General features: G+C 46.8%; 15 protein-coding genes. 9 read left to right on the top strand and 6 right to left on the bottom strand.

Annotated features, from left to right (window positions below):
* Positions 1-468: 468 nt before the first annotated feature.
* Positions 469-1170 (top strand): SDR family oxidoreductase, encoded by a 702-nt coding sequence (locus HRU80_16235; GenBank protein ID QOJ30337.1) that lies wholly within the window; start codon positions 469-471, stop codon positions 1168-1170.
* A gap of 9 nt (positions 1171-1179) precedes the next feature.
* Positions 1180-1806 carry a flavin reductase gene (locus tag HRU80_16240; protein QOJ30338.1) on the top strand — a complete coding sequence of 209 codons (627 nt, stop codon included), beginning with the start codon at positions 1180-1182 and terminating at the stop codon, positions 1804-1806.
* Positions 1807-2053: 247 nt separating this feature from the next.
* On the opposite strand, the gene HRU80_16245 is transcribed toward HRU80_16240, so the two are convergent.
* From HRU80_16245 to HRU80_16255, 3 genes are all read right to left on the bottom strand, one after another.
* Positions 2054-4126 (bottom strand): T9SS type A sorting domain-containing protein, encoded by a 2073-nt coding sequence (locus HRU80_16245; protein QOJ30339.1) that lies wholly within the window; start codon positions 4124-4126, stop codon positions 2054-2056.
* A 1252-nt stretch (positions 4127-5378) separates the two neighbouring features.
* On the bottom strand, positions 5379-5897 hold the full coding sequence (locus tag HRU80_16250; GenBank protein QOJ30340.1) for a lipocalin family protein: 519 nt from the start codon (positions 5895-5897) through the stop codon (positions 5379-5381).
* Positions 5898-5978: 81 nt separating this feature from the next.
* The gene (locus HRU80_16255) at positions 5979-6158 is read right to left on the bottom strand and encodes a hypothetical protein (protein QOJ30341.1); all 180 of its coding nucleotides are present in this window, start codon (positions 6156-6158) and stop codon (positions 5979-5981) included.
* A 63-nt stretch (positions 6159-6221) separates the two neighbouring features.
* Here HRU80_16255 and HRU80_16260 point away from each other — a divergent pair, with 63 nt between their 5' ends.
* Positions 6222-7004, top strand: a complete 783-nt coding sequence (locus HRU80_16260; GenBank protein QOJ30342.1) for a nitrilase family protein — start codon at positions 6222-6224, stop codon at positions 7002-7004.
* Between the two features lie 124 nt (positions 7005-7128).
* On the opposite strand, the gene HRU80_16265 is transcribed toward HRU80_16260, so the two are convergent.
* Complete coding sequence (locus HRU80_16265; GenBank protein ID QOJ30343.1) at positions 7129-8160, bottom strand: hypothetical protein; 1032 nt, start codon at positions 8158-8160, stop codon at positions 7129-7131.
* Positions 8161-8793: 633 nt separating this feature from the next.
* On the opposite strand from HRU80_16265, the gene HRU80_16270 reads away from it, so the two are divergent.
* Genes HRU80_16270 through HRU80_16280 form a run of 3 tightly spaced genes read left to right on the top strand, consistent with a single transcriptional unit; the run spans position 8794 to position 11948 of the window.
* Positions 8794-9426, top strand: a complete 633-nt coding sequence (locus tag HRU80_16270) for a hypothetical protein (GenBank protein ID QOJ30344.1) — start codon at positions 8794-8796, stop codon at positions 9424-9426.
* A gap of 10 nt (positions 9427-9436) precedes the next feature.
* A complete protein-coding gene (locus HRU80_16275) occupies positions 9437-10273 on the top strand; it encodes a universal stress protein (GenBank protein ID QOJ30345.1) in 837 nt (278 codons plus the stop codon).
* A 1-nt stretch (position 10274) separates the two neighbouring features.
* A complete protein-coding gene (locus HRU80_16280) occupies positions 10275-11948 on the top strand; it encodes a cation:proton antiporter (protein QOJ30346.1) in 1674 nt (557 codons plus the stop codon).
* Between the two features lie 30 nt (positions 11949-11978).
* On the opposite strand, the gene HRU80_16285 is transcribed toward HRU80_16280, so the two are convergent.
* The gene (locus HRU80_16285) at positions 11979-13142 is read right to left on the bottom strand and encodes a hypothetical protein (protein ID QOJ30347.1); all 1164 of its coding nucleotides are present in this window, start codon (positions 13140-13142) and stop codon (positions 11979-11981) included.
* Positions 13143-13309: 167 nt separating this feature from the next.
* Here HRU80_16285 and HRU80_16290 point away from each other — a divergent pair, with 167 nt between their 5' ends.
* The 3 genes from HRU80_16290 to HRU80_16300 all read left to right on the top strand — a co-directional run bounded on the left by HRU80_16290 (position 13310) and on the right by HRU80_16300 (position 15982).
* Positions 13310-13798 carry a glutathione peroxidase gene (locus HRU80_16290; GenBank protein QOJ30588.1) on the top strand — a complete coding sequence of 163 codons (489 nt, stop codon included), beginning with the start codon at positions 13310-13312 and terminating at the stop codon, positions 13796-13798.
* A gap of 336 nt (positions 13799-14134) precedes the next feature.
* The gene (locus HRU80_16295) at positions 14135-14848 is read left to right on the top strand and encodes a hypothetical protein (protein ID QOJ30348.1); all 714 of its coding nucleotides are present in this window, start codon (positions 14135-14137) and stop codon (positions 14846-14848) included.
* 447 nt (positions 14849-15295) lie between these two features.
* Positions 15296-15982, top strand: a complete 687-nt coding sequence (locus tag HRU80_16300; protein QOJ30349.1) for a hypothetical protein — start codon at positions 15296-15298, stop codon at positions 15980-15982.
* Positions 15983-16373: 391 nt separating this feature from the next.
* Here HRU80_16300 and HRU80_16305 read toward each other — a convergent pair whose 3' ends face one another.
* A complete protein-coding gene (locus tag HRU80_16305; GenBank protein QOJ30350.1) occupies positions 16374-19754 on the bottom strand; it encodes a S8 family serine peptidase in 3381 nt (1126 codons plus the stop codon).
* Positions 19755-19927: the final 173 nt, after the last annotated feature.

Below are 19927 nucleotides of genomic sequence, written 5' to 3' on the forward strand. Positions count from 1 at the left end.
ACGGCGATTGCAGCGTCTCAGATCCATCAAAGGACGACAACGACAATGAGGCAGGTCAAGACCATGCAATTGCTGTGGCAAAACATGGTATAGGACAGGTCGCAACTTGTCCCTAACGATTTTTTCCGTGTAATCCGTTTAATCCGTGATCCTCATTCATGAGATTCGTGGCAAAATACTCCGTGAAATCTGCGGAATCCGTTTAATCGGTGATCGTAGTTTTACACTAATGACACGAATTTGAAAACACGAATTTTCACGAATTGTCTGCCCGGCTTTAGTGTAATTCGTGCTCTTAATTTGTGTAATTCGTGTTAACCTCCATACAATCCGCGCATTCCGCTTCATTCGTATTCATTCGTGAGATTCGTGGCAAAAAATAATCCGTGCAATCAGCGTAATCCGTTTAATCCGTGATCAGAACCTTTTTCCCCTGCCATCTGTTCTTCTGAATAAAAGCGAAGAATCATGAAAACATATTACATAGCCGGCGGATCATCCGGCATCGGACTCGAACTGGTAAAACTCCTCAGCGAAAAAGGAAATTCAGTAAAAGTCTTCAGCCGCCAGGCAGGAGGCACAACCGGACTCCCAGGGGTTACCCACATCCCGGCAGATTTCTCAGAAGGCACTCCACATCTCCCTGATGCTGATGAACCGGTTCACGGACTGGTCTATGCCCCCGGTTCCATTAATCTTAAACCGCTTAAACTCCTTAAGCATGAAGATTTTCTCGCGGATTTTAAGCTCAACCTGCTCGGAGCTGTTTCATTCATCAATACCTATCACCCGAACCTCAAGCTTGCGGGGAACTCCTCCATAGTGCTTTTCAGTACCGTGGCAGTGCAGACTGGTATGCCGTTTCATGCATCCGTTGCATCCGCCAAAGGAGCGGTTGAAGGACTCACCCGCTCTCTTGCCGCGGAGTTTGCTCCTTCGGTACGGGTCAACTGCATTGCCCCCTCAATAACCGATACGCCTCTGGCTGCAAAACTGCTTAATAATGAAGCAAAGCTGAAAGCATCGGAAGAGCGTCATCCGCTTAAACGGGTGGGGAGTGCAAAAGAGATGGCATCACTGGCGTATATACTCCTTTCCCCGGAATCATCATTCATGACCGGGCAGGTGATTAAGGCGGACGGCGGTATGTCATCCGTAAAGCTGTTATAGGAGCCGCAGATGATACTCACCCCTGAAGCTCTTGGCAGCATGGAAAAACACTACCGCGCAAATTTTGTGAACTCACTTTCCGGATTCAAAAGCGCAAACCTGATAGGAACTATCTCGGACAAGGGAGTTACCAACCTTGCTCTGTTCAGTTCGGTGATTCATGTGGGGGCTAATCCTCCGCTGATGGGAATGCTTTTCCGGCCGGTTTCTGTTGCAAGGCATACTTATGAAAATATCAAAGCAGCCGGACAGTTTACCATTAACCATGTTCACAGCAGTATATATAAGCGCGCGCATCAGACCTCGGCACGCTATCCGGACGGAGTTTCGGAATTCACTGAGTGCGGACTGACACCGGAATATACCCATGCGGTAAAAGCCCCTTATGTGAAGGAAGCACAGGTAAAAATCGGTCTTAGTTTTGAGGAAGAGAAACATATCCTGGCAAATGATACCATATTCCTGATCGGAAGGATTGAAGAGATACTGCTGCCTGACAATTCCATTCTTGAAGACGGAGTGCTTGATATTGAAAGCGCCGGAACGATAGCCATCAGTTCACTGAACAGTTATCATACAACCGGACTGCTCGGCCGCCTCCCCTACGCCAAGCCGGATAAACCGCTTAAAGATTAATATAAAAAAAAAGCCGCCGGTTCAGTCCGGCGGCATAATTCGTGTTCATTCGTGCAATTCTTGGCAAAATAGGGTATAGGACAAGTCGCGACTTATCCCTGCGAAATATTCATTCGTGTAATTCGTGGCAAAACAGGGTATACCTGGCTGCGTTCCCGGTAAACTGCCCCTGCTGCAACTCAATGAGCACAACAGAAGCAAACAAGAGTTCATAATTCATTCCGCCGCGGCGGATAATACTTCATAATTATTTAATGAGCATCATCTTTTTCACCTGTGTGATTTTGCCCGCTGATATCTTATAGTAATAGACCCCGCTGCTCAGCCCTGAACCGTCAAACACAATTTCTTTTTGACCTGCCGGCTCAATCTGATTAACCGGTGTGGCAATCAGTTCTCCTGATGCTGAGTAGATATCAACACGGACCTCCGTCATCTCAGGCAGATGATACCTGATAACGGTTGAAGGATTAAAAGGATTGGGATAATTCTGCTCAAGTACAAATCCTTCAGGAACTGCTGCTTCCTGATCAACACCCGTCAGCACGCCGTTAAGCGCTCTTCTATATACGCCGCCAAATGATGTGGAAGCGTAGAGCAGACTGTCATCCGCGGCGATGCCAAAGACATATCCGTCACTCAGCCCCTCGCTGATATTCACCCAGGTTGCCCCGAAATCAGTTGACCGGTAAACACCGCTTCCGAAGGTGCCTGCAAAAAGATTCTGCTCAACCACGGTAAGCTCTTCGATATATTCATTGTCAATTCCCGCATCAGCGCTCACCCAGGTTTGACCGTCATTGGTTGATTTATAAATACCGCTTCCGAATGGGGCGGCATACAGAGCACCATTCAGCACAGCCATGTTCATAATAAAGCTGCCCTGAATTCCGCTGTTGCGGAAAAGCCAGGTTTCCCCGTTATTGCTGCTCATATATACACCTGCTTCTGTACCGGCGAAAATCAGATCTCCCTTCACCGCGAATGAGCGCACATTAAACCAGGAGAGCCCGGCTGATGAGGATGACCAGTTAAGCCCGCGGTTTGTTGACTTATATATCCCTCCGCTGAAGGTACCCGCGAAAAGGATTCCGTCTTTTTCGGTTACGGTGCGCACATCCGGATCAGTAAGACCGCTGCCTCTCTCTGTCCAGTTCTGCCCGTTGTCTGATGAGTAATAGAGTCCGTAACCTGTTGCCAGATATAACCCGTCATGTGCAGCCAAAAGATCATTAAGCTCCTGCGAAACAAGCCCGCTGCTCATAAACTGCCATTCGTTTCCTTTATCAGATGAGCGGTAAAGGCCCGCCCCACCGTCAACCGCGGCATATACATACTCTCCTGCGGTTTTCACGAATCGGGTACTGTAATAATTGAGCCCTTTGCTGCTGAGACCCCATGCTATGCCTGCATTGACTGATTTATACAGACCCCCTCCTGCAGTTCCGGCAAAGAGCAGAGCACCGTCAGCGAATATACTTCTTATCTCTTTGTAATATATCTGCTGTGAAACAGCTGTCCAGTTCTGCCCGCCGTTCACTGACCTGTAGATACCGGCTGAAGTGGTTCCCGCGTAGAGGGTATCTCCGCTTCCGCTGAGGGTATTTACAAAAGTTGACGGGAGCCCGCTGCTTACCCGGGACCAGCTGCTTCCCTGATTGGTTGAGCGGTAAATGCCCGAAGCTGTTCCGGCAAAAATACCGGCCGGGCTGATATATACTGATCCGGTGAATATGCTGGCAAGACCGTTATTCGAGAGAACCCAGGTTTCACCCCGGTCGGAAGTAATATATACTCCGGCTGTCGTTCCGGCTATCATCAGTTCATCGCGGATTGCCAGGCTCAGCGGAGTTGCATTCTCAGGAATCTGGGTTACCTTGTTCCATGTCAGAGCCCCGTCCCGTGAGAGGTAGAGTGCATTACCCAGACCCGCGAGTATATACTGATCGCTGGCAGCCAGTGATACAACATAGTTTTGAGCAAGTTCGGGCGCGGTAAGATACCACGACTCCCCGCCGTCATGGGAAACATAGAGTCCGCTTCCGGCAGTACCGGCTATCAGCATAGTGCTGTTGCCGGCGAGAACATCCACAAACAGATTCGGCAGCCCGGCATCTGCCTTATACCAGTTTTCCCCTGCATCGTAAGAGCGGTAAATACCGCCACCGGTTGTGGAAGCATAAAAGGTTCCGTTCTGGCGGACAATAGAGGTAACGGTCGAAGATACAGGCCCGCTTGTAGGAGTCCACTCTGCTCTGAGCCCGGTTACGGTTACTATGGTCATAAGCATCACTGTCAAAAACATCGAATTTCTTGTCATGGTTATCCTGGAAAATTGTTATCTGGTTTTTTTGTGAATTTCTGTTTCTGCCTGTCTGGTCATCCTTCCGGCGCAGCGCAGAATAGTAAGAATACAAAGGGGTACATGCATGGTGACAAACAGATGTATTTGTCATGCGAAAATTACAGAGCGGAGATAGGTATTTTCAGCAGATTGGAAAAAACGGCATTATGCCTACATGAGCGGTTTTTATAGTGGATGAGGATTGGGGTGAAAATAGAGCATACAGCACCGGCGGAGTATTATAATTTTACCAATTGCTCTCAACTAACAGGTCACCCGCTCTGCGGGTTCAGGGGGATTATATTGTACAAATGATTCTATTAACCGGTCACCGCGCTGCGGTTCAGTTCGAGTTATTACAGAAATTTCATAAACCGCGTTAGCGGTGATCCATTCATAGCTATTCCTAACAGGTCACCCGCGCTGCGGGTTCACGGGGATTATATTGTACAATTGATTCTATTAACCGGTCACCGCGCTGCGGTTCAAGACCGGTTATTAACGAAATTGCATGAACCGCGTTAGCGGTGATGCATTCATAGCTATTCCTAACAGGTCACCCGCTCTGCGGGTTCAGAGGGATGATATTGCACAATTGATTCTATTAACAGGTCACCGCTCTGCGGTTCAAGACCAGTTATTAACGAAACTACATAAACCGCGTTAGCTGTGATGCATTCATAGCTATTCCTAACAGGTCACCCGCGCTGCGGGTTCAGGGGGATTATATTGTACAATTGGTTATATTAACCGGTCACCGCGCTGCGGTTCAACATCAGTTATTAATGAAATTACATATACCGCGGTTGCGGTGATGCATTTATAGCTATTCCTAACAGGTCACCCGCGCTGCGGGTTCAGGGGGGATTATAATGTATAATTGATTCTATTAACCGGTCACCGCTCTGCGGTTCAGTTCGAGTTATTACAGAAGTTGTATGAACTGCGTTAGCGGTGATGCATTCATAGCTATTCCTAACAGGTCACCCGCGCTGCGGGTTCAGGGGGATTTTATTGTACAACTGATTCTATTAACCGGTCACCGTGCTGCGGTTCAAGACCAGTTATTACAGAAATTGCATGTACCGCGTTAGCGGTGACCCATTAATAGCAATTTCGAAAAACGATTTGTCCGAGCTCCGTTGGAGCGGCATCACCCGGGATTATAATTCGTGTTCTTAATTTGTGCAATTCGTGGCAAAAAAAACCCCGCCATAGATATCACAATTTATTTATCATGCTTCACAAAAATCAGCTTTTCAGTCGCAAAACCCTTATCCTTTGCAAAACTGAGCAGCTCATTTTTAATATCCTCAGGAATAGTTTTGGTGCGGGCGAGAATCCAGAGATAGTCTTTCGTATCACCGCAGATCAGAACGTAGTGATAATTTTCTTTATCCAGTTTTATGATATTATATCCGCCGTAAAACGGACCAAAGAATGACACCTTCAGCCGGCCGAGAGTCGGCTCTGCTACAAAAAATGCTTTTCCCTCTGCCTCACTCCACTCACCTTTTGCATCTTTAAATCCCCGGTTCAGGACTTTTATACCTCCGTCATCACGGCGGGCGTACGTTGCCGTCACATTGCTCAGCCCCCGCTCGAATGAATGGTCAAGCCGTGCGATTTCGTACCAGGTGCCAAGATAGCGTTCTAACTCAATACCTTCAACTGCCTGAATTCCTTCAGGTATATCAACCGAACAGCCGGCAAAGAACAGACTAAAAAATAACAACGCTTTTTTCACGGCACACCTAAAAAATTATAATCATACAATAAAGTTACGACTGAATGGCATTATGGTATCCTCCCTGCTTCCATTTGGGAGTTAAAAGTTATAAGATAAAAGTGAAAAGTTTTTTTCCGATCCGTTAAAATCCGCGCTGCGCCAGCATCCGTTTAATCTGCGTCCCAATTGCGCGGCTTTACCTCTGCGATACTTTGCGGAACACTTTGCTCCCTTTGCGTTAAAAAACACTGTTGCATTCTTCATTCTTTCATTCTTCATTATTCATTCCTCTTGTTCATTGTTTTTCCGTAAGTTTACTAACAACATTGTCCGGAGTTTGTCATGGAAAAACCATTCTTACAAATATTACTTCTTCAGTATGATCCGGTGTGGGAAGACAAAGAAGCAAATCAGACCAAAATCCTCAACCTGATTCACCATGCCCAGGTTCCTACTGACCTGATCATCCTTCCTGAAATGACCCTGACCGGATTCAGCATGAACGTTGAAGCGCTAGCCGAAGATGAAAAAGGCCCGACCTGCCTCTTCTTCAGCAAACTGGCGTATAAGTATAACACGCATCTGATTATCGGACTAATCCGAAAGTTTGAAGGAAAGATTTATAACTCACTGCTCCACTTTGACCGGGAAGGGAAAATCGTTGCCGAATACCGCAAGATTCACCTCTTCGGGCTGGCGGATGAAAACAAAAATTACTCAGCCGGCAGCGATCCGGTTATGACTGATATCTGCGGCTGGAAGACAGGACTTTCCATCTGCTATGATCTCCGCTTCCCTGAACTCTACCGTTACTACGGCAAGCAGAAAGCCGATCTGATGGTTAACATTGCCAACTGGCCGGTACCGCGCGTTCATCATTGGAAGCATCTGGCCCCGGCCCGCTCAATTGAGAATCTCTGTTACACCGTCGCCTGCAACAGAATGGGAAATGACCCCTATGTTGCTTACGACGGCTCTTCCATGGTCTGCGCTCCGACCGGTGAAGTGATTGACTGCCAGACCATCACTGATGAAACACTTTACTATACTATTAATAAGCAGCAGATTGAGATGGCCAGGGAGAAGTTCCCCTTCCTGGAAGATATGGTATTGGTTAAAGAGTAAGCGAAGTCTGTAGAAGTCCGGCAAAAATGGTCCTGCCGGTTCTGTGAAAGAAAGAGCATAAAAAAACCGCCCCCGTGTCAGGCGAGGGCGGTTTACTGAGCGTCGTAATGAAATAAAACTTCGATCAAAAGATAAAGCTTATTCCAAATTTAAATGTGTCGTGGGCAACAGGCTCAACTCCGTTGAAGGGGAAGTTGCTCTCGTCACGACGAAGTTCATAAGCGCCGTAGATCAGCGCGCTGCGGAGGATAAAATTCATCACCGGAGCCACTGCCGGGGAGTTATGCAGTATTCTGTCAACAAATTCTTCTACTGCCCATCCTGCCACGCTTTCAGTAAGCAGAGATCCTGCGGTCTTCCAGAAAAGCACTCTCGGATATACAATTGCACGCTCATATCCGGCATTAAAGCTGAGGTTTGGAATCGGTGAAAGACTGATGCCTGCTTCTCCTCTGATGCCGAATCTGTAAGCATCGCGGTAGTCGCTCAGATAGTTATAATCAACCGGATTAGCAACGGAATCAACAAGCTCCAGTTTAGACCATCCAATGCCAAAAGTGTTGTATAAATTCAGTGATGCATTGCCGCCGAGATTATATCCGTAACCTTCATCCCAGCCCATACCGAAGCGGGTAAGTTTGCTTTCAACAAGGGCAGCATCTTTTTTCTCGCCGAACGTTGCAGACTGGATGCTGTATGTCAGATAGCTCGCATCGTAATTGGTAAGGAAATCTTTGCGCTTATATACCGTTGTACCGCCGTAACCGAGGCGAAGTTCCCCGAATGGCATATCGGAAAGATAACTCTGTTTAAAGCCTCCCTGGCCATACATAACACTGATGGTTGGATTATCATCGCTGTTCCATACGTTAAAATCAACATCCCAGTCTTCATCCCAGTCCCATTCAACCCACTCATCTTCAGTCTGGTTGTTGTCTTTTTTATTCTTCTTTTTTATGACAACCTTTTTATCTTTTTTCTTTTTGTCCATCTTCCACCAGTCATCATCATCGGATGAAATGGTAGTATCAATAACGGTTTCCTCTTCAACTGAATCCGTTAATGCGGGCAGGTTTTTCAGCAGCTCAGACGGTGCAGCAGATGTGAAGCCCGCGGTTAAAAAAAGGGCTAAAAAAAATGTAACAGCTTTTAGCATTGTGTTTCCTCTCAACAAATAAGAATTAATCAACTTATTATGCAATTAATATGCCTGAATTTCTGTGCGAAACTTACCCTGTTTTGAAGCACTGGGAAGTATTTTAGTGATGAGGGGTCTCCACGGTGTACAAAAGGCGGAAAGAAGTGTATGAAAGAATAGACAGAAAAATAGTTGATAATTGATAATGGAGAATGGATAATTGTGAATTGTTTTCCTCAGAACAGAAAAGATGGTTTTTCCGCCTTGTCTGACCTTTGACTCTGCGGAGCTTTGCGGATAACTCTGCTTACTTTGCGTTTCGTCCGGAACCATCCCTCGACTCCGCTCGGGAACCATCCCTCGACTCCGCTCGGGAACCATCCCTCGACTCCGCTCGGGAACCGTCCCCCGAACCCGCTCGGAAACCGTCCCCCGAACCCGCTCGGGAACCGACCTTCTTCTCGGTGTCCGAGCGGAGTCGAGGACACCACCTCCGGCATTTTCCTTTTAAATAGTATCTTTAAGTATGAAAATAAGAAGAAATTAGAGGAGCAAAGCATCAGAGCGAGGTTAGTTAACCCGAATCACTCTCTTATAAAAACTTTTGATCTGCTTTATATTGTGTTTTCGGTATTCTCACTGGCGGGTTCGATGGCTATAGGATTCCAGTGGTATATTTATATGCCGGGCATTTTTGGCTCCGGACTGTTTCTCGCCCGGTGGATTCTCTGGTTTTCCGGCAGACGGGTGATGGGAGATGCTGAAGCACTGATGAACGGCAGAGGGCTCATCGGCTCCTGGGTTCTGGATCAGGATGCGCTCAGGGAGTTTGCTGCCAATGAGTCAAAACGCCAGTCAGGTGAGGCACATGTTGCTTTCTGGGGATTTTTATTTGCCGGAACTCTGGCAGCTTTTATTGATCTGATCCCCCTCCCTACCTGGGCAGGAGCGTTGCTCGGGGCAGGACTCGGAGTATTTGGTCTTTTAATTTCCTATTTTCACCGGCGCATTTCCTCACGGCTGATAACCGAATCTGACGGCTCTATATATATCGGCACTGACGGAGTTGTTCTTGGCAGTGTATATCACGAGTGGCATACCATGGGGCGGAATCTGGATAAAGTTGAATACGATGAAAAAACCCGCTCTATCCTTTGCCGCATTATCGTAAGAAGCAGGAACGGAGCCCAGCAAAGAACCATCGCCATCCCCGTACCCCATGACCGGCAGCATGAGGTAGAGGGTATTTTACGGAAATTTGCCGAAGCATATCAAAACACATAAGAGCATATATATGAAACCTGAAATCAGGAAAATAGGACTCGCGATCAGCTTTTCGCCTAACTCTCTGGCGCATCTTGAACTCGCCCGCAAGTTATGCCGGCGGTGGAGTTCCGCGCTCACCCTCATCTATGCAGGCATTCCTGATGCAGCCATGAAGAAACGTCTCGAAGAAACAGAGGCTTCTCTCAGAAGCGAATCTATACCCGCCTCAGTCGTAACCGGATCAGGCAATCCGGCGCGTGTAATCCTGAATACAGCAAAAGAACAGAAATTTGATCTGCTGATAGCAGGCGCTCTTGAGAAAGAAAATCTGCAGGGCTATTATATAGGCTCAGTTGCCCGCAAACTCATGCGCAACACCCCCTGCTCGCTGCTCATTCTCACCCCCGATTTCAGCAAACGGGGCGTGCTCAGAAATATCTATATGATTACTGCGTTTACTGAAGAAAATGAACCGGCGCTCAGCTATGCAGCAGATCTTGCAAGAATGTCCGGCGGCTCTCTCGGGCTTATCAGGGAGTTTCAGGTACCGGGGCTTGCCATGACCGTGAACGCGACCGGCTCACTCACCGAGGCTGAAGATGCTCTTGAGCAGTGGAAAAAGGAAGAAGAAGCCAAGATGGATATCTATATCCGCGAACATGACTTCAGCGGCATACCTGTTACCCGCACCTGCATCTACGGCAAGGAGGGTTTTGAAAGCAGCGCGTATACAAAAGAACAGAACGGCGACCTGCTGGTGATGACCGCTCCCGCGAAAAAACTCAGTCTGCTTGACCGCATTTTCCAGCATGATGTTGAATATATACTAAAGGAGCTCCCCTGCTCCATACTGATGGTGCGCTGAAATGAACACCTCCGAAACTGCGCTCTTTCTGCTGATTCTCGGCATAATGCTCCTCCTGGCGCGCGGGCTTGGAGAGATGTTCCGCGCCATAAAACAGCCGATGATTATCGGTGAAATACTGGCCGGCATCATCCTCGGGCCGACAGTTCTTGGTATGCTGGCACCTGACATATATAATCAGTTTTTCACCGCCAGTGCCGCGATAACCTCAGCACTTAATGGCCTTGCAATGCTTGGCGTTGTACTTCTGCTGATCGTTTCAGGTCTTGAAGTTGACCTGGGCGTGCTCATCCGTCAGTCAAAGGTAGCCGGATTGACAAGCATAACAGGAATAGCGTTCACCTTTGCTGCCGGTTTCGGGCTTTCTTACCTTTTCCCTGCCTTTTTAGGAATGGCACCGGAGAAAAACCATCTGATTTTTTCTGTCTTTATCGGAACAGCGCTTTCAATCACCGCCCTGCCGGTTGTGGCTAAGATTCTGATGGATCTGAAACTCTTTAAATCTGAAATTGGATTCACGGTTATTGCGGCAGCAATGCTTAATGATATAACCGGGTGGATTATCTTTTCCATCCTGATTGCACAGATATCTGATTCAAGCCACGGTTTCTCACCGCAAACTACTGTTCTGCTGATGTTCACGTTTTTGCTGGTAACTCTGGTTTTTGGGAGGAAGTTATTCAACAGAATTCTTCCTGTTATTCAGAAAAAATTCTCCTTACCGGGCAGCGTTTTGAATTTCATCTTTATCGCTGGACTTGCCGGTGCCGCATTTACTGAATATATAGGAATTCATGCCATCTTCGGCGCATTCATCGTCGGTATTGCTATCGGTGATTCTGCTCATCTGAAAGAGGAGACCAGAGAAATCATTCAGCAGTTTGTAACAAATATCTTTGCGCCGCTGTTTTTTGTGTCAATCGGACTCCGTGTTAATTTTATTCTCAACTTTGATTTCTTCCTGACACTCACCCTGATAGTTGTTGCAACCGCGTCAAAGGTAACCGGTTCAGCGCTCGGGGCTAGGGCAGCAGGCATGGGACAAACAGAATCCATGGCAGTGGGGTTTGGAATGAATGCTCATGGCGCCATGGAAATTATCCTTGGTCTTCTTGCCCTAGAGTACGGCCTGATAGGTGAACGCACCTTTGTTGCACTTGTTATCATGGCCATCGTCACTTCGGTCATCAGCGGGCCTCTTATGTCTGTATATGCAGAGCGGCTCCGCAAACTGCGCACGCTCAAAGGTCTTCTCTCCCCCGCATCAGTATATATTACGGAAGCCCGTACAAAGGATGAAGTAATACGTGAACTGTGCAAAAAGGCGGCTGCCCGGTACCGCACGGATGAAACATCACTCCGCATAGCGGTGCTGGCACGGGAGGAATCTTCTTCAACGGGTCTGGTTAACGGACTGGCGCTTCCCCATGCGCGCATAACGGTTAAGGAACCTCTCATACTCTGCGCTCTTTCACAAAAAGGGATAGAATTTGATTCCATGGACAGAGAGCCCTCACACATAATATTTCTGCTCATTACTCCCCTTGCCATGCCGGAACTTCAGCTTCAGCTGTTGTCTGACATTGCCAAACCGTTTGATAGTGATGAGCTGGCACTTGCTGTCAGCAAAGACCCCGGTTCGTTTTATGCTCTTCTTTCAGAGAAAATTACCTGAATATATACTGCCGGAACATTAAACTGATTTTCACTGCAGTTCTAACTGTTCCGGTTCAGAGTAATATACCCTTCCCAGATAGCGGTCAACGGTATATTCCCTGATCGCCATGATAAAAAATGGCAGCGGCAGGATAAAATAAGAGACATCAAACCGGTCCCTGAAAATTGCCTGCTCAAAACCGGTAACCGCGGCGGTGCTGAAAAATGAAACAAGCACCAGTCCAAAAAGAATTATCCCGGCTGAAAAATAAACCTCCTGATGATTCCCCGCCAGCCATCCGGCGGCAAGTATCACCACCGGAGTGAGTAGATATACCCACTGAGGAAGATACATCATCTGAATGGCAAAGGGGCCTTTCTGCATAAACAGCTCCGGATTCCACAGCCAGAAAGGTATTACAAGTGCAGTGAAAACACCAATGGCAACCGCCCCCGAGGTCATCATCCTCTTTAGATCCTGACGGTAAAAGAAGAGCAGAAAAAGCGCCCAGGGGATGGCAACTGCCAGCCGCGTAGCCAGAATGGCTCCCCAGGCCGCCGCCATCACATAATGAAATGCCTCGCGCTGCTCCGATGCTCTCCGGTCAGCGGTGAGTGAAATAAGAATTACCGCCAGTGACATATTAAAAATCAGTTCGCTCCGGGTCAGATATTCATAAGACACCAGGGGACTCAGGAAAAGAATAGTAAGAGAGACCACAACATCGCGGTAGGTTTTTTTCTCATAAATCACAAAACCTGCTAAAAGGGCTATACCCAGCGGTACCATCATTCCGGTATTGCCCAGGTAGTAAAACGGCAGTGCCAGTAAAAAAAGTACCGGAAACCCGGAAGGATTGGTCACCCCCCCATAAGGGAACCTGCCGTCATTAAAACTTTCAAGCCATTCGTTAATTGCGTAATATCTGCCGACCCGGGAATCCAGATCAAGCAGGAGCATACCAAAGGTGAATATCACACCAAGGTAAACCAGCAGCGGATAAATTTTTCCCCTGGACCTGATAATCTTCATCGGCTGGAAACGGTTTCCCGCCCATCCGGCGATAAACCAGATGGATGCGGCAAAAAGCAGAGCCGGAATGATGCTCCATCCCCCCATCACCCGCCAGCCATACTTTATGAGAAAAAGAACTCCTGTCCCTGTAATCAGGGTAAAGGAGATGCTATTGATAAATTTGTTAAATTGGAACAATATACAGTACAGATTTTGTTTATTGGTAAAAATAAGGACAAACCATGAAAATGAATACTATAATATTAATCGTTACCGGACTTTTGCTCGCCGGCGGTGCAGGTATGTACGGCTATTACAGCTATATGGCCTCCCCAGTTATTGCAAAACCGGGAGAAGGAGAAGGAATGAACAATAATATTTCAGATGTTACCATGAAGGATATTGACGGGAACCCGGTCAATTTTGCCGATTACAAAGGAAAGGTTCTGCTGATCGTTAATGTTGCCAGCAAATGCGGCTACACCAAACAGTATTCCGACCTTGAAGCAATTTACCAGAAATATAAAGATCAGGGATTCCTCGTCCTTGGATTCCCCTGCAATGATTTCGGCAACCAGGAACCCGGAACCGCGGATGAAATTAAAGAATTCTGCTCAACAACTTTTAATGTAAGCTTCCCTCTGTTTGAGAAGGTTACCGTACTGGCAAATAAGTCACCGCTATTCGAAAAGCTGACGAACAATTCAGTAACCGGAGACTCCGCCATCAGATGGAACTTCGAGAAATTCCTGATTGACAAAGAAGGAAACATTGTCGCCCGTTACAGAAGCGGAGTTAAACCAACCGATACCGAAATTACCTCGGTCATTGAAAGAGAACTTTCCAAAAACTGACAACCAGCACTTACAGTTGTCCCAGAACACACACAAAAGCCGCTGCAAATAATACAGCGGCTTTTTTATTTCAGGCAGCAAACCCTTTCGCAATCAAACCATTGATGGATTTCCAGTTGATTTATTAGTCCGGCAGTTCCGTATACTATGCCTGCAAGGATTTTCTTTGTACTTCCGAATTTAAGATATTGTCACACCTTGTAACCTTCAAAAAGTGACTTGCATGATACAGTACTTTTTCTGAATTTTCGTTTACTGAGGAAATCTTTACGTCAAGCAGGTAAGGATTCTCCCTTACTCAGAGATTTTTGTATTTTACCTGAAAGGTGTTGTCCAATGTCTCTTAAACGCTTTCACCATTTCGTTTTTACCGTACTTATTATTTTATCCGCTTCCTCATGTTCTGACCCCGTTGTCAATCCTCCGGGTGATCCCCCTTATGTAAGTCTTCAGACAGGTGATGAACGTCAGTTTGTTTTAACCACTGATAGTTCAACACTTCTCTACAGGATAACCGGCACCACCAAAAGAAGTGACAGCACGCTTGTTTTCCGTTCAGAATGGGTTTATGGAACTGATACAGCAATAAACGTTTCATACTATTTTATCAGAGATGGCTATTTCATTGCAACTGATTTAGACACCACGGAACAGGGTCATTCAGCAGTCCCCGGAAATCCTTTCAGAGAACAGAAACTGGCAAAACTTTATCCTGCTAATGGTGACAGATGGAAAAGCATTGACGGCGATACATCTTCCATCTATTTTACCGCCTCTTTCACTGACAGCACGCAGACATTTGCGGGGAGATTTTCAAACTGCGTTTGTTATTCGGCTGGTGATATACTTAAAATCTTCTATGCAAAGGGAGTCGGACACATTGCCTCTCATTTCAATCAAGGTGAAGGTAAATATCTTGCGAGTTATATAAAAACAGGCGGCAAGGTATTTGGAAGTAAATTTCCGGCAAAATCACCTGCGGGATCTGAGCCTTTGTTTACACCTTCCAAGCGTAAGTTAGCCGAATCTTTGTTACTGGGGGCCATGTAATTCTTTCATAAAAAGAATCATTTATGCTAAATATTTTTCCGATATCAGCGTTAAAGGAGTGTGCGTCCAAATAACAATCCGGCGTTTACCGGGAAATAATTTTAGTTAAAAATTTAGCTGGTATCTATCTTATAAATATCTTCACAGCGCCGGATTATCATCCGGCGGTACAAATATATACTCCCCTTCTCGCTTTTTCAAAGCATGCCGGCAGGTAACATTGCAAATAATTGCACCGAAACCACTGAGTAAGATTGCAAGGTCACAAAAAGGTATCAGCCGGTATCGGTGATCTGCATCACTTTCTGACTGCACTAACCTCTCTGACAGAGAAGATATACATTTGTCACAAATCACACATCCCCTGAGGCAATGTCACGATCTTTGTTCAGTGAAAACTGTTGTTTTAAACTAAGTTATCACTAACATAAATACAGGAGTAAACCCATGAATAAACGGATTATTTTATTCACCCTACTGATTCCGGCAATGCTCTTTCTTACAGCATGCAAGGATGATCCGGTTGCACCCGCCGGGAATTCAGTTGCGGTAAGCTTTTATACCGATTACAGCGCTTTCAGCAAGTCGCTTGCTGATACGCTTATTATTGACTCGGTTAAAATTCTTATCAAATCAGTTAAACTGAAACCGGCGAACGGTAATGACAGCACGGATATAAAAGCTGGTCCTTTTGTAGTACGGCTTAATGCAAATAACACGCTGCATTCGCTTGGCTCAAACAGTATTCCGGCAGGCACCTATGACCGTGTCCGCTTCAGGGTACACAAACCCGAAGCCAACGAAGCATTTGTTGATACTGCTTTCTTTAACGGAACAGCGGAAGACCAGAGATTTTCTGTTATCGTGATGGGAAAATTTAACGGTATCCCGTTTGTATACCGTTCAAAGAAATCAGCCGACCAGTCAATAGTGTTTAACCCGGCGGTAACGATCGGTGCAACAGGCAGTGAAAATCTGACGCTGCTGGTGAATCCGTATGCCTGGTTCAAAACCTCCGCCGGATGGCTGAACCCTGACAATGCTGCAAATGAAAATGATATTGATAACAAGATCAAAACATCATTTTTCAGGGCATACAAAGACAGTAACCGCGACGGCAGACCGGATAATTAAGCTGCCGATGTGTCTGTGTTTTACCGATTTTTTGCCCTCGATCTTTCCTGAGACGCTGTAAACACGGTAAAGAATTATATTTTTCGTAGAGACGATGCAATCGCTGCGACCGACTTTTATATACCTCAGGTTATTGCGATTGCGTCGTCTCTGCGCGTATCCGTGCTTTGTACATTCTTGGCTTGCTCATTCCTCCCTGAGACGACGCAAATGCAGAAGATCGTAATGATTAAAACCTCCGGTTAGCATTTGCATCGCTCTATATCAAATCGAACAAAATAAAAAGCCCCGGATATTTCCAGGGCCTTTATTCACAAAATTGAAGATTTAACGTTATATAAGCATTTCAGACTTCATTTTTCATTCTTCATTTTTCATTCTTCATTTTTCATTACTTCAGGATAACCATTTTCCTGCTCAGAGTAATGCTCCTGCCGCTTTCTTCTTCAACTGCCGTCAGCCGGTAAAGATATATGCCTGAGGAAAGTCCGTGTGAACCGGCTGATACATCTAGCGAGTAATATCCTGCTGACTGTTCAGCATTAAGCAGTGTTGCGATTTTCTGCCCGGTCATTTCATAGATTTCTATTACTACCTTTGAATCAGACGGAATCTGATAATCAATCCTGGTTGCGGGATTAAACGGATTGGGGTAATTCTGCCCGAGCGATATAACGGAAGGCATGCCAACCAATACTTCTCCTTCGGCAGTGATTCTTACGGTACCGTCAAAATCACGCTGCTTCAGGCGGTAGTAATAGGTCCCTGCTGTTTCAGGATAATCGGTAAACCGGTATTCCGCGGGTTGTGTTGTTGTGCCGCGTCCCTGAACCGTTCCGGCAGCAGTCCACTCCCCTTCCTTTTTCTTTCTTTCTATGATAAAGGATTCATTGTTCGTTTCTGTCGCGGTTGACCAGTATATATGCACCGCTCCTTTTTCGGCTTCGGTTCGGAATGAAGAAAGCTCAACCGGTATAACCCCGCTTGCCCACATCACCACGGGAACCGTCTTCACCGGAACTGCCGGATCAGTGGAACTTATTTTCATATCCATGGAGTACAGTCCCTGCGGAAAGTCACTTGCGTTAAAGGTAAGCACCACTGAAGCAGAGTTTCCGTTATAAAGCATCCCTGAGAAGTTCTGGGCCTGCAGCCAGTCAGGTTCGGCCTGAATGGCAACTGCATGATTGTTTTTTACATATACTGCGTTAAAGGCAACCGGAAGTCCGACTGTGCCGGTCAGATTCTCAATGCCAACTGTTGCCGAGTTCAGTGTGGAAGAAGTCATGGTTTTATAATAAAACACGATCTTTCCGCTCTGATGCAGCACCACCTGAAAGGTTAAAGCCGAACCGGTTGTGCTGTAACGGGGCCAGTTGTTATACTGGATAACAAATGTATTACCCTCCTGCTTCGTATATACCTTTCCTCCGTTTGTGCCGTCAAGGTCATCCCAGAAAGGAGCAATAATGCCGTTTGGAGCAGTACTTGCGGGAAGATTTGCATTAGTAAAATTATTAGCCGTAGGAACTGCAAAGAGTATCATGCCGTTGCTTGAAACATACACCGCGTTCTGAGTTTCACCGTAGAACTTAAAATTAAACGGAAGTGCAACCGGACCCGAATACCCTTCATCCCTGGCGCCGAAAGTGCCGGTTGATATCCAGTTTGTCAGCTCAGCTCCTGTGGCGGATATATCATTCCAGACAAAAGCCGGACCGGAGGGCTCATCGCTGTCAATCCAGGTATAGCCGAATGCATCCGGACCACCGCTTCCTCTTCCTGCCGCGCCGAAGGTCTGCGGCGGATTCTGCTTCACCTGCAGGCGGCTATCCTCACTGCGCGCAACCGATGATATGACTGCTGCTTTTAAAGAACCTGCCGGAAAAGTGTTATTCTCAAAAGTTACTGACCACTCCATGGTGGACTGATGCAGTGATATATTGGAAATCACGACTGAATCGGTGCGGGTTCCGTTCAGATTAAGATAATGGAACATACTGTCTGGTGCTGCGCTGAACACAGGCACCTGCCATGTAGTTACTGAAACAACATTAGAAATGTCAGACCAGTTAGCCCAGATGTCGTATGCTCTGAGTGCAAAATAGTATGTAGTATTAGGGGTAAGTCCGCTGACCGGGGCACTTACCGGAGCTCCCGTGGTATCAGGCGTGTGAGAATAACTGACCGGAAGAGCAGCATTAAATGAAGCACTATCCGTGATCGGAGTAACTGCATAGCGGATATCATATCCCGCGACACCGTTTCTGGTGGTGTCCAATGGTGTTGTCCACTGCAGGCGCACTGATGATGATGTAACTTCCGAAGCAGCAAGATCCTGAACTCTTGTTGGTGCTATGGTATCAGGAGGCACCGCGATGGCAAGGAGAGCTTTATATATATTAAGACGACCGCCGGTTACCGTAATACCGTTTAAGGCGGGTATCGGGTCTGTTGACGAAAGAAGATACTCTTTAAATTGCAAGGCCCCAAGTGCCGGATTCAGTTTATAAAATGACATGAGCTGCGGATTAGCCGCGGCAAACATCAGTCCTATTGCGCCGGAGACCATGGGGGTAGCCATGGAAGTTCCGGTTAAACTTGAATAGCCATTATTTGGCACTGTGGAAAGTACTGCAGATCCCGGGGCTCCGAGATCAATAGTGGTAAGACCGTATGCCGCGCCTGAGTTTTTTGCATCGGTACGGGTTGTATTAGTAACGGAAACAAGAAAATCGCTTGCGCATGCGGTTGGTATATCTCCCTGAAGATCAACGTTCACGTTCGCATTCGCCGTAGCGCCGCAGCTTAACACACCCTGCACTCCAAGTGAGTCATATACCGCGCACCAGAGCGGATAGTTTGAAGGCTGGCCGTAGTCAACACCGAAAGAGGCGTTGGTTGCAACCACAAAAGCCCCCTGCTGGCCGTTTGTCTGGTTATAGAGCTTTCTCATTTTAAGTATATAATTATATGCACGGAGGACAATGGCTTCCTGCCCCGAAGAACCGGCAACAGCCATCACCTTTACATTCCAGTTGACGCCTGAGACCCCGAGTGCATTATTCCCTTTTGCTCCGACAATACCGGCCACATGAGTGCCATGCTGGTCTGAGGGAATATTGCCGTTCTGGTCATACGCGTTCCATCCGTTATAGTCATCTATATATCCGTTCTGGTCATCATCGAGTCCGTTGCCGGGAATATCACGCCAGTTTTTATAATAATTAAGGTCCTGGTGGTTTAAATCAAATCCGCCGTCAACCACGGCAACCACCACGGTATCACCAAACGCGGTGAGTCCGCCGGTGTGGAAATCCCACGCTTCAGGAGCATCTATATCCGCATCAGGAGTGCCGCCGCTTTGTCCGGTATTATTCAGGCCCCACTGCTCGGCAAAACGGGGATCGTTCGGGGTAGTTGTAAAGGGTGAATTCCACGGTGAAGCAGTTTCGTTGTCAGGCACACCCGGACGGTGTGATATATAATGATTAAACTGTGCCGCATGTACATCATCATAATTCTTTACGAGCGAAAGAGCGGCAGCATCGCTGATCACCGACTCGTCATATCCGATAAGCCAGATATTCATTTCATCGGCTATCAGTTCTTTAATAGTGAGTCCGGCTGACTGATTCTGCATTGTCATAAGTCCGGGGGTCTTGCCTGCTTTCATCTGCACTAAAAGTTCACCGGGAACGTAATTGCGCGGCTGTGCATGAAGCAGAATACCCATCATGAGAAAAAGGGAAAAAGTTACGAAGGAACGCATCCGGGAAATCCTGTTTTCATTAAAACCTGAAAGTTACGGTATTTTTTTATTCTGACCACACCCTTTTCCGGTTTTGACCCCCTCAGGAGGAAGCCCAATTCTCACTCAATTTATTCTCATTGACGGCCGTAAGCAGCAAGTAACTATCTTCGCATAATGAATTATGAAATTTA

The organism is Ignavibacteriales bacterium, from assembly GCA_015709675.1.
Lineage (GTDB): Bacteria > Bacteroidota > Ignavibacteria > Ignavibacteriales > Ignavibacteriaceae > H2-BAC3.

Bases quoted from the DNA above. Each gene is read 5' to 3' on its own strand.
- HRU80_16235 (QOJ30337.1), top strand. From the start codon at position 469: ATGAAAACATATTACATAGCCGGCGGATCATCCGGCATCGGACTCGAA.
- HRU80_16240 (QOJ30338.1), top strand. From the start codon at position 1,180: ATGATACTCACCCCTGAAGCTCTTGGCAGCATGGAAAAACACTACCGC.
- HRU80_16245 (QOJ30339.1), bottom strand. From the start codon at position 4,126: ATGACAAGAAATTCGATGTTTTTGACAGTGATGCTTATGACCATAGTA.
- HRU80_16255 (QOJ30341.1), bottom strand. From the start codon at position 6,158: ATGAAGAATGAAAGAATGAAGAATGCAACAGTGTTTTTTAACGCAAAG.
- HRU80_16260 (QOJ30342.1), top strand. From the start codon at position 6,222: ATGGAAAAACCATTCTTACAAATATTACTTCTTCAGTATGATCCGGTG.
- HRU80_16265 (QOJ30343.1), bottom strand. From the start codon at position 8,160: ATGCTAAAAGCTGTTACATTTTTTTTAGCCCTTTTTTTAACCGCGGGC.
- HRU80_16270 (QOJ30344.1), top strand. From the start codon at position 8,794: ATGGCTATAGGATTCCAGTGGTATATTTATATGCCGGGCATTTTTGGC.
- HRU80_16275 (QOJ30345.1), top strand. From the start codon at position 9,437: ATGAAACCTGAAATCAGGAAAATAGGACTCGCGATCAGCTTTTCGCCT.
- HRU80_16280 (QOJ30346.1), top strand. From the start codon at position 10,275: ATGAACACCTCCGAAACTGCGCTCTTTCTGCTGATTCTCGGCATAATG.
- HRU80_16290 (QOJ30588.1), top strand. From the start codon at position 13,310: ATGAACAATAATATTTCAGATGTTACCATGAAGGATATTGACGGGAAC.
- HRU80_16295 (QOJ30348.1), top strand. From the start codon at position 14,135: ATGTCTCTTAAACGCTTTCACCATTTCGTTTTTACCGTACTTATTATT.
- HRU80_16300 (QOJ30349.1), top strand. From the start codon at position 15,296: ATGAATAAACGGATTATTTTATTCACCCTACTGATTCCGGCAATGCTC.
- HRU80_16305 (QOJ30350.1), bottom strand. From the start codon at position 19,754: ATGCGTTCCTTCGTAACTTTTTCCCTTTTTCTCATGATGGGTATTCTG.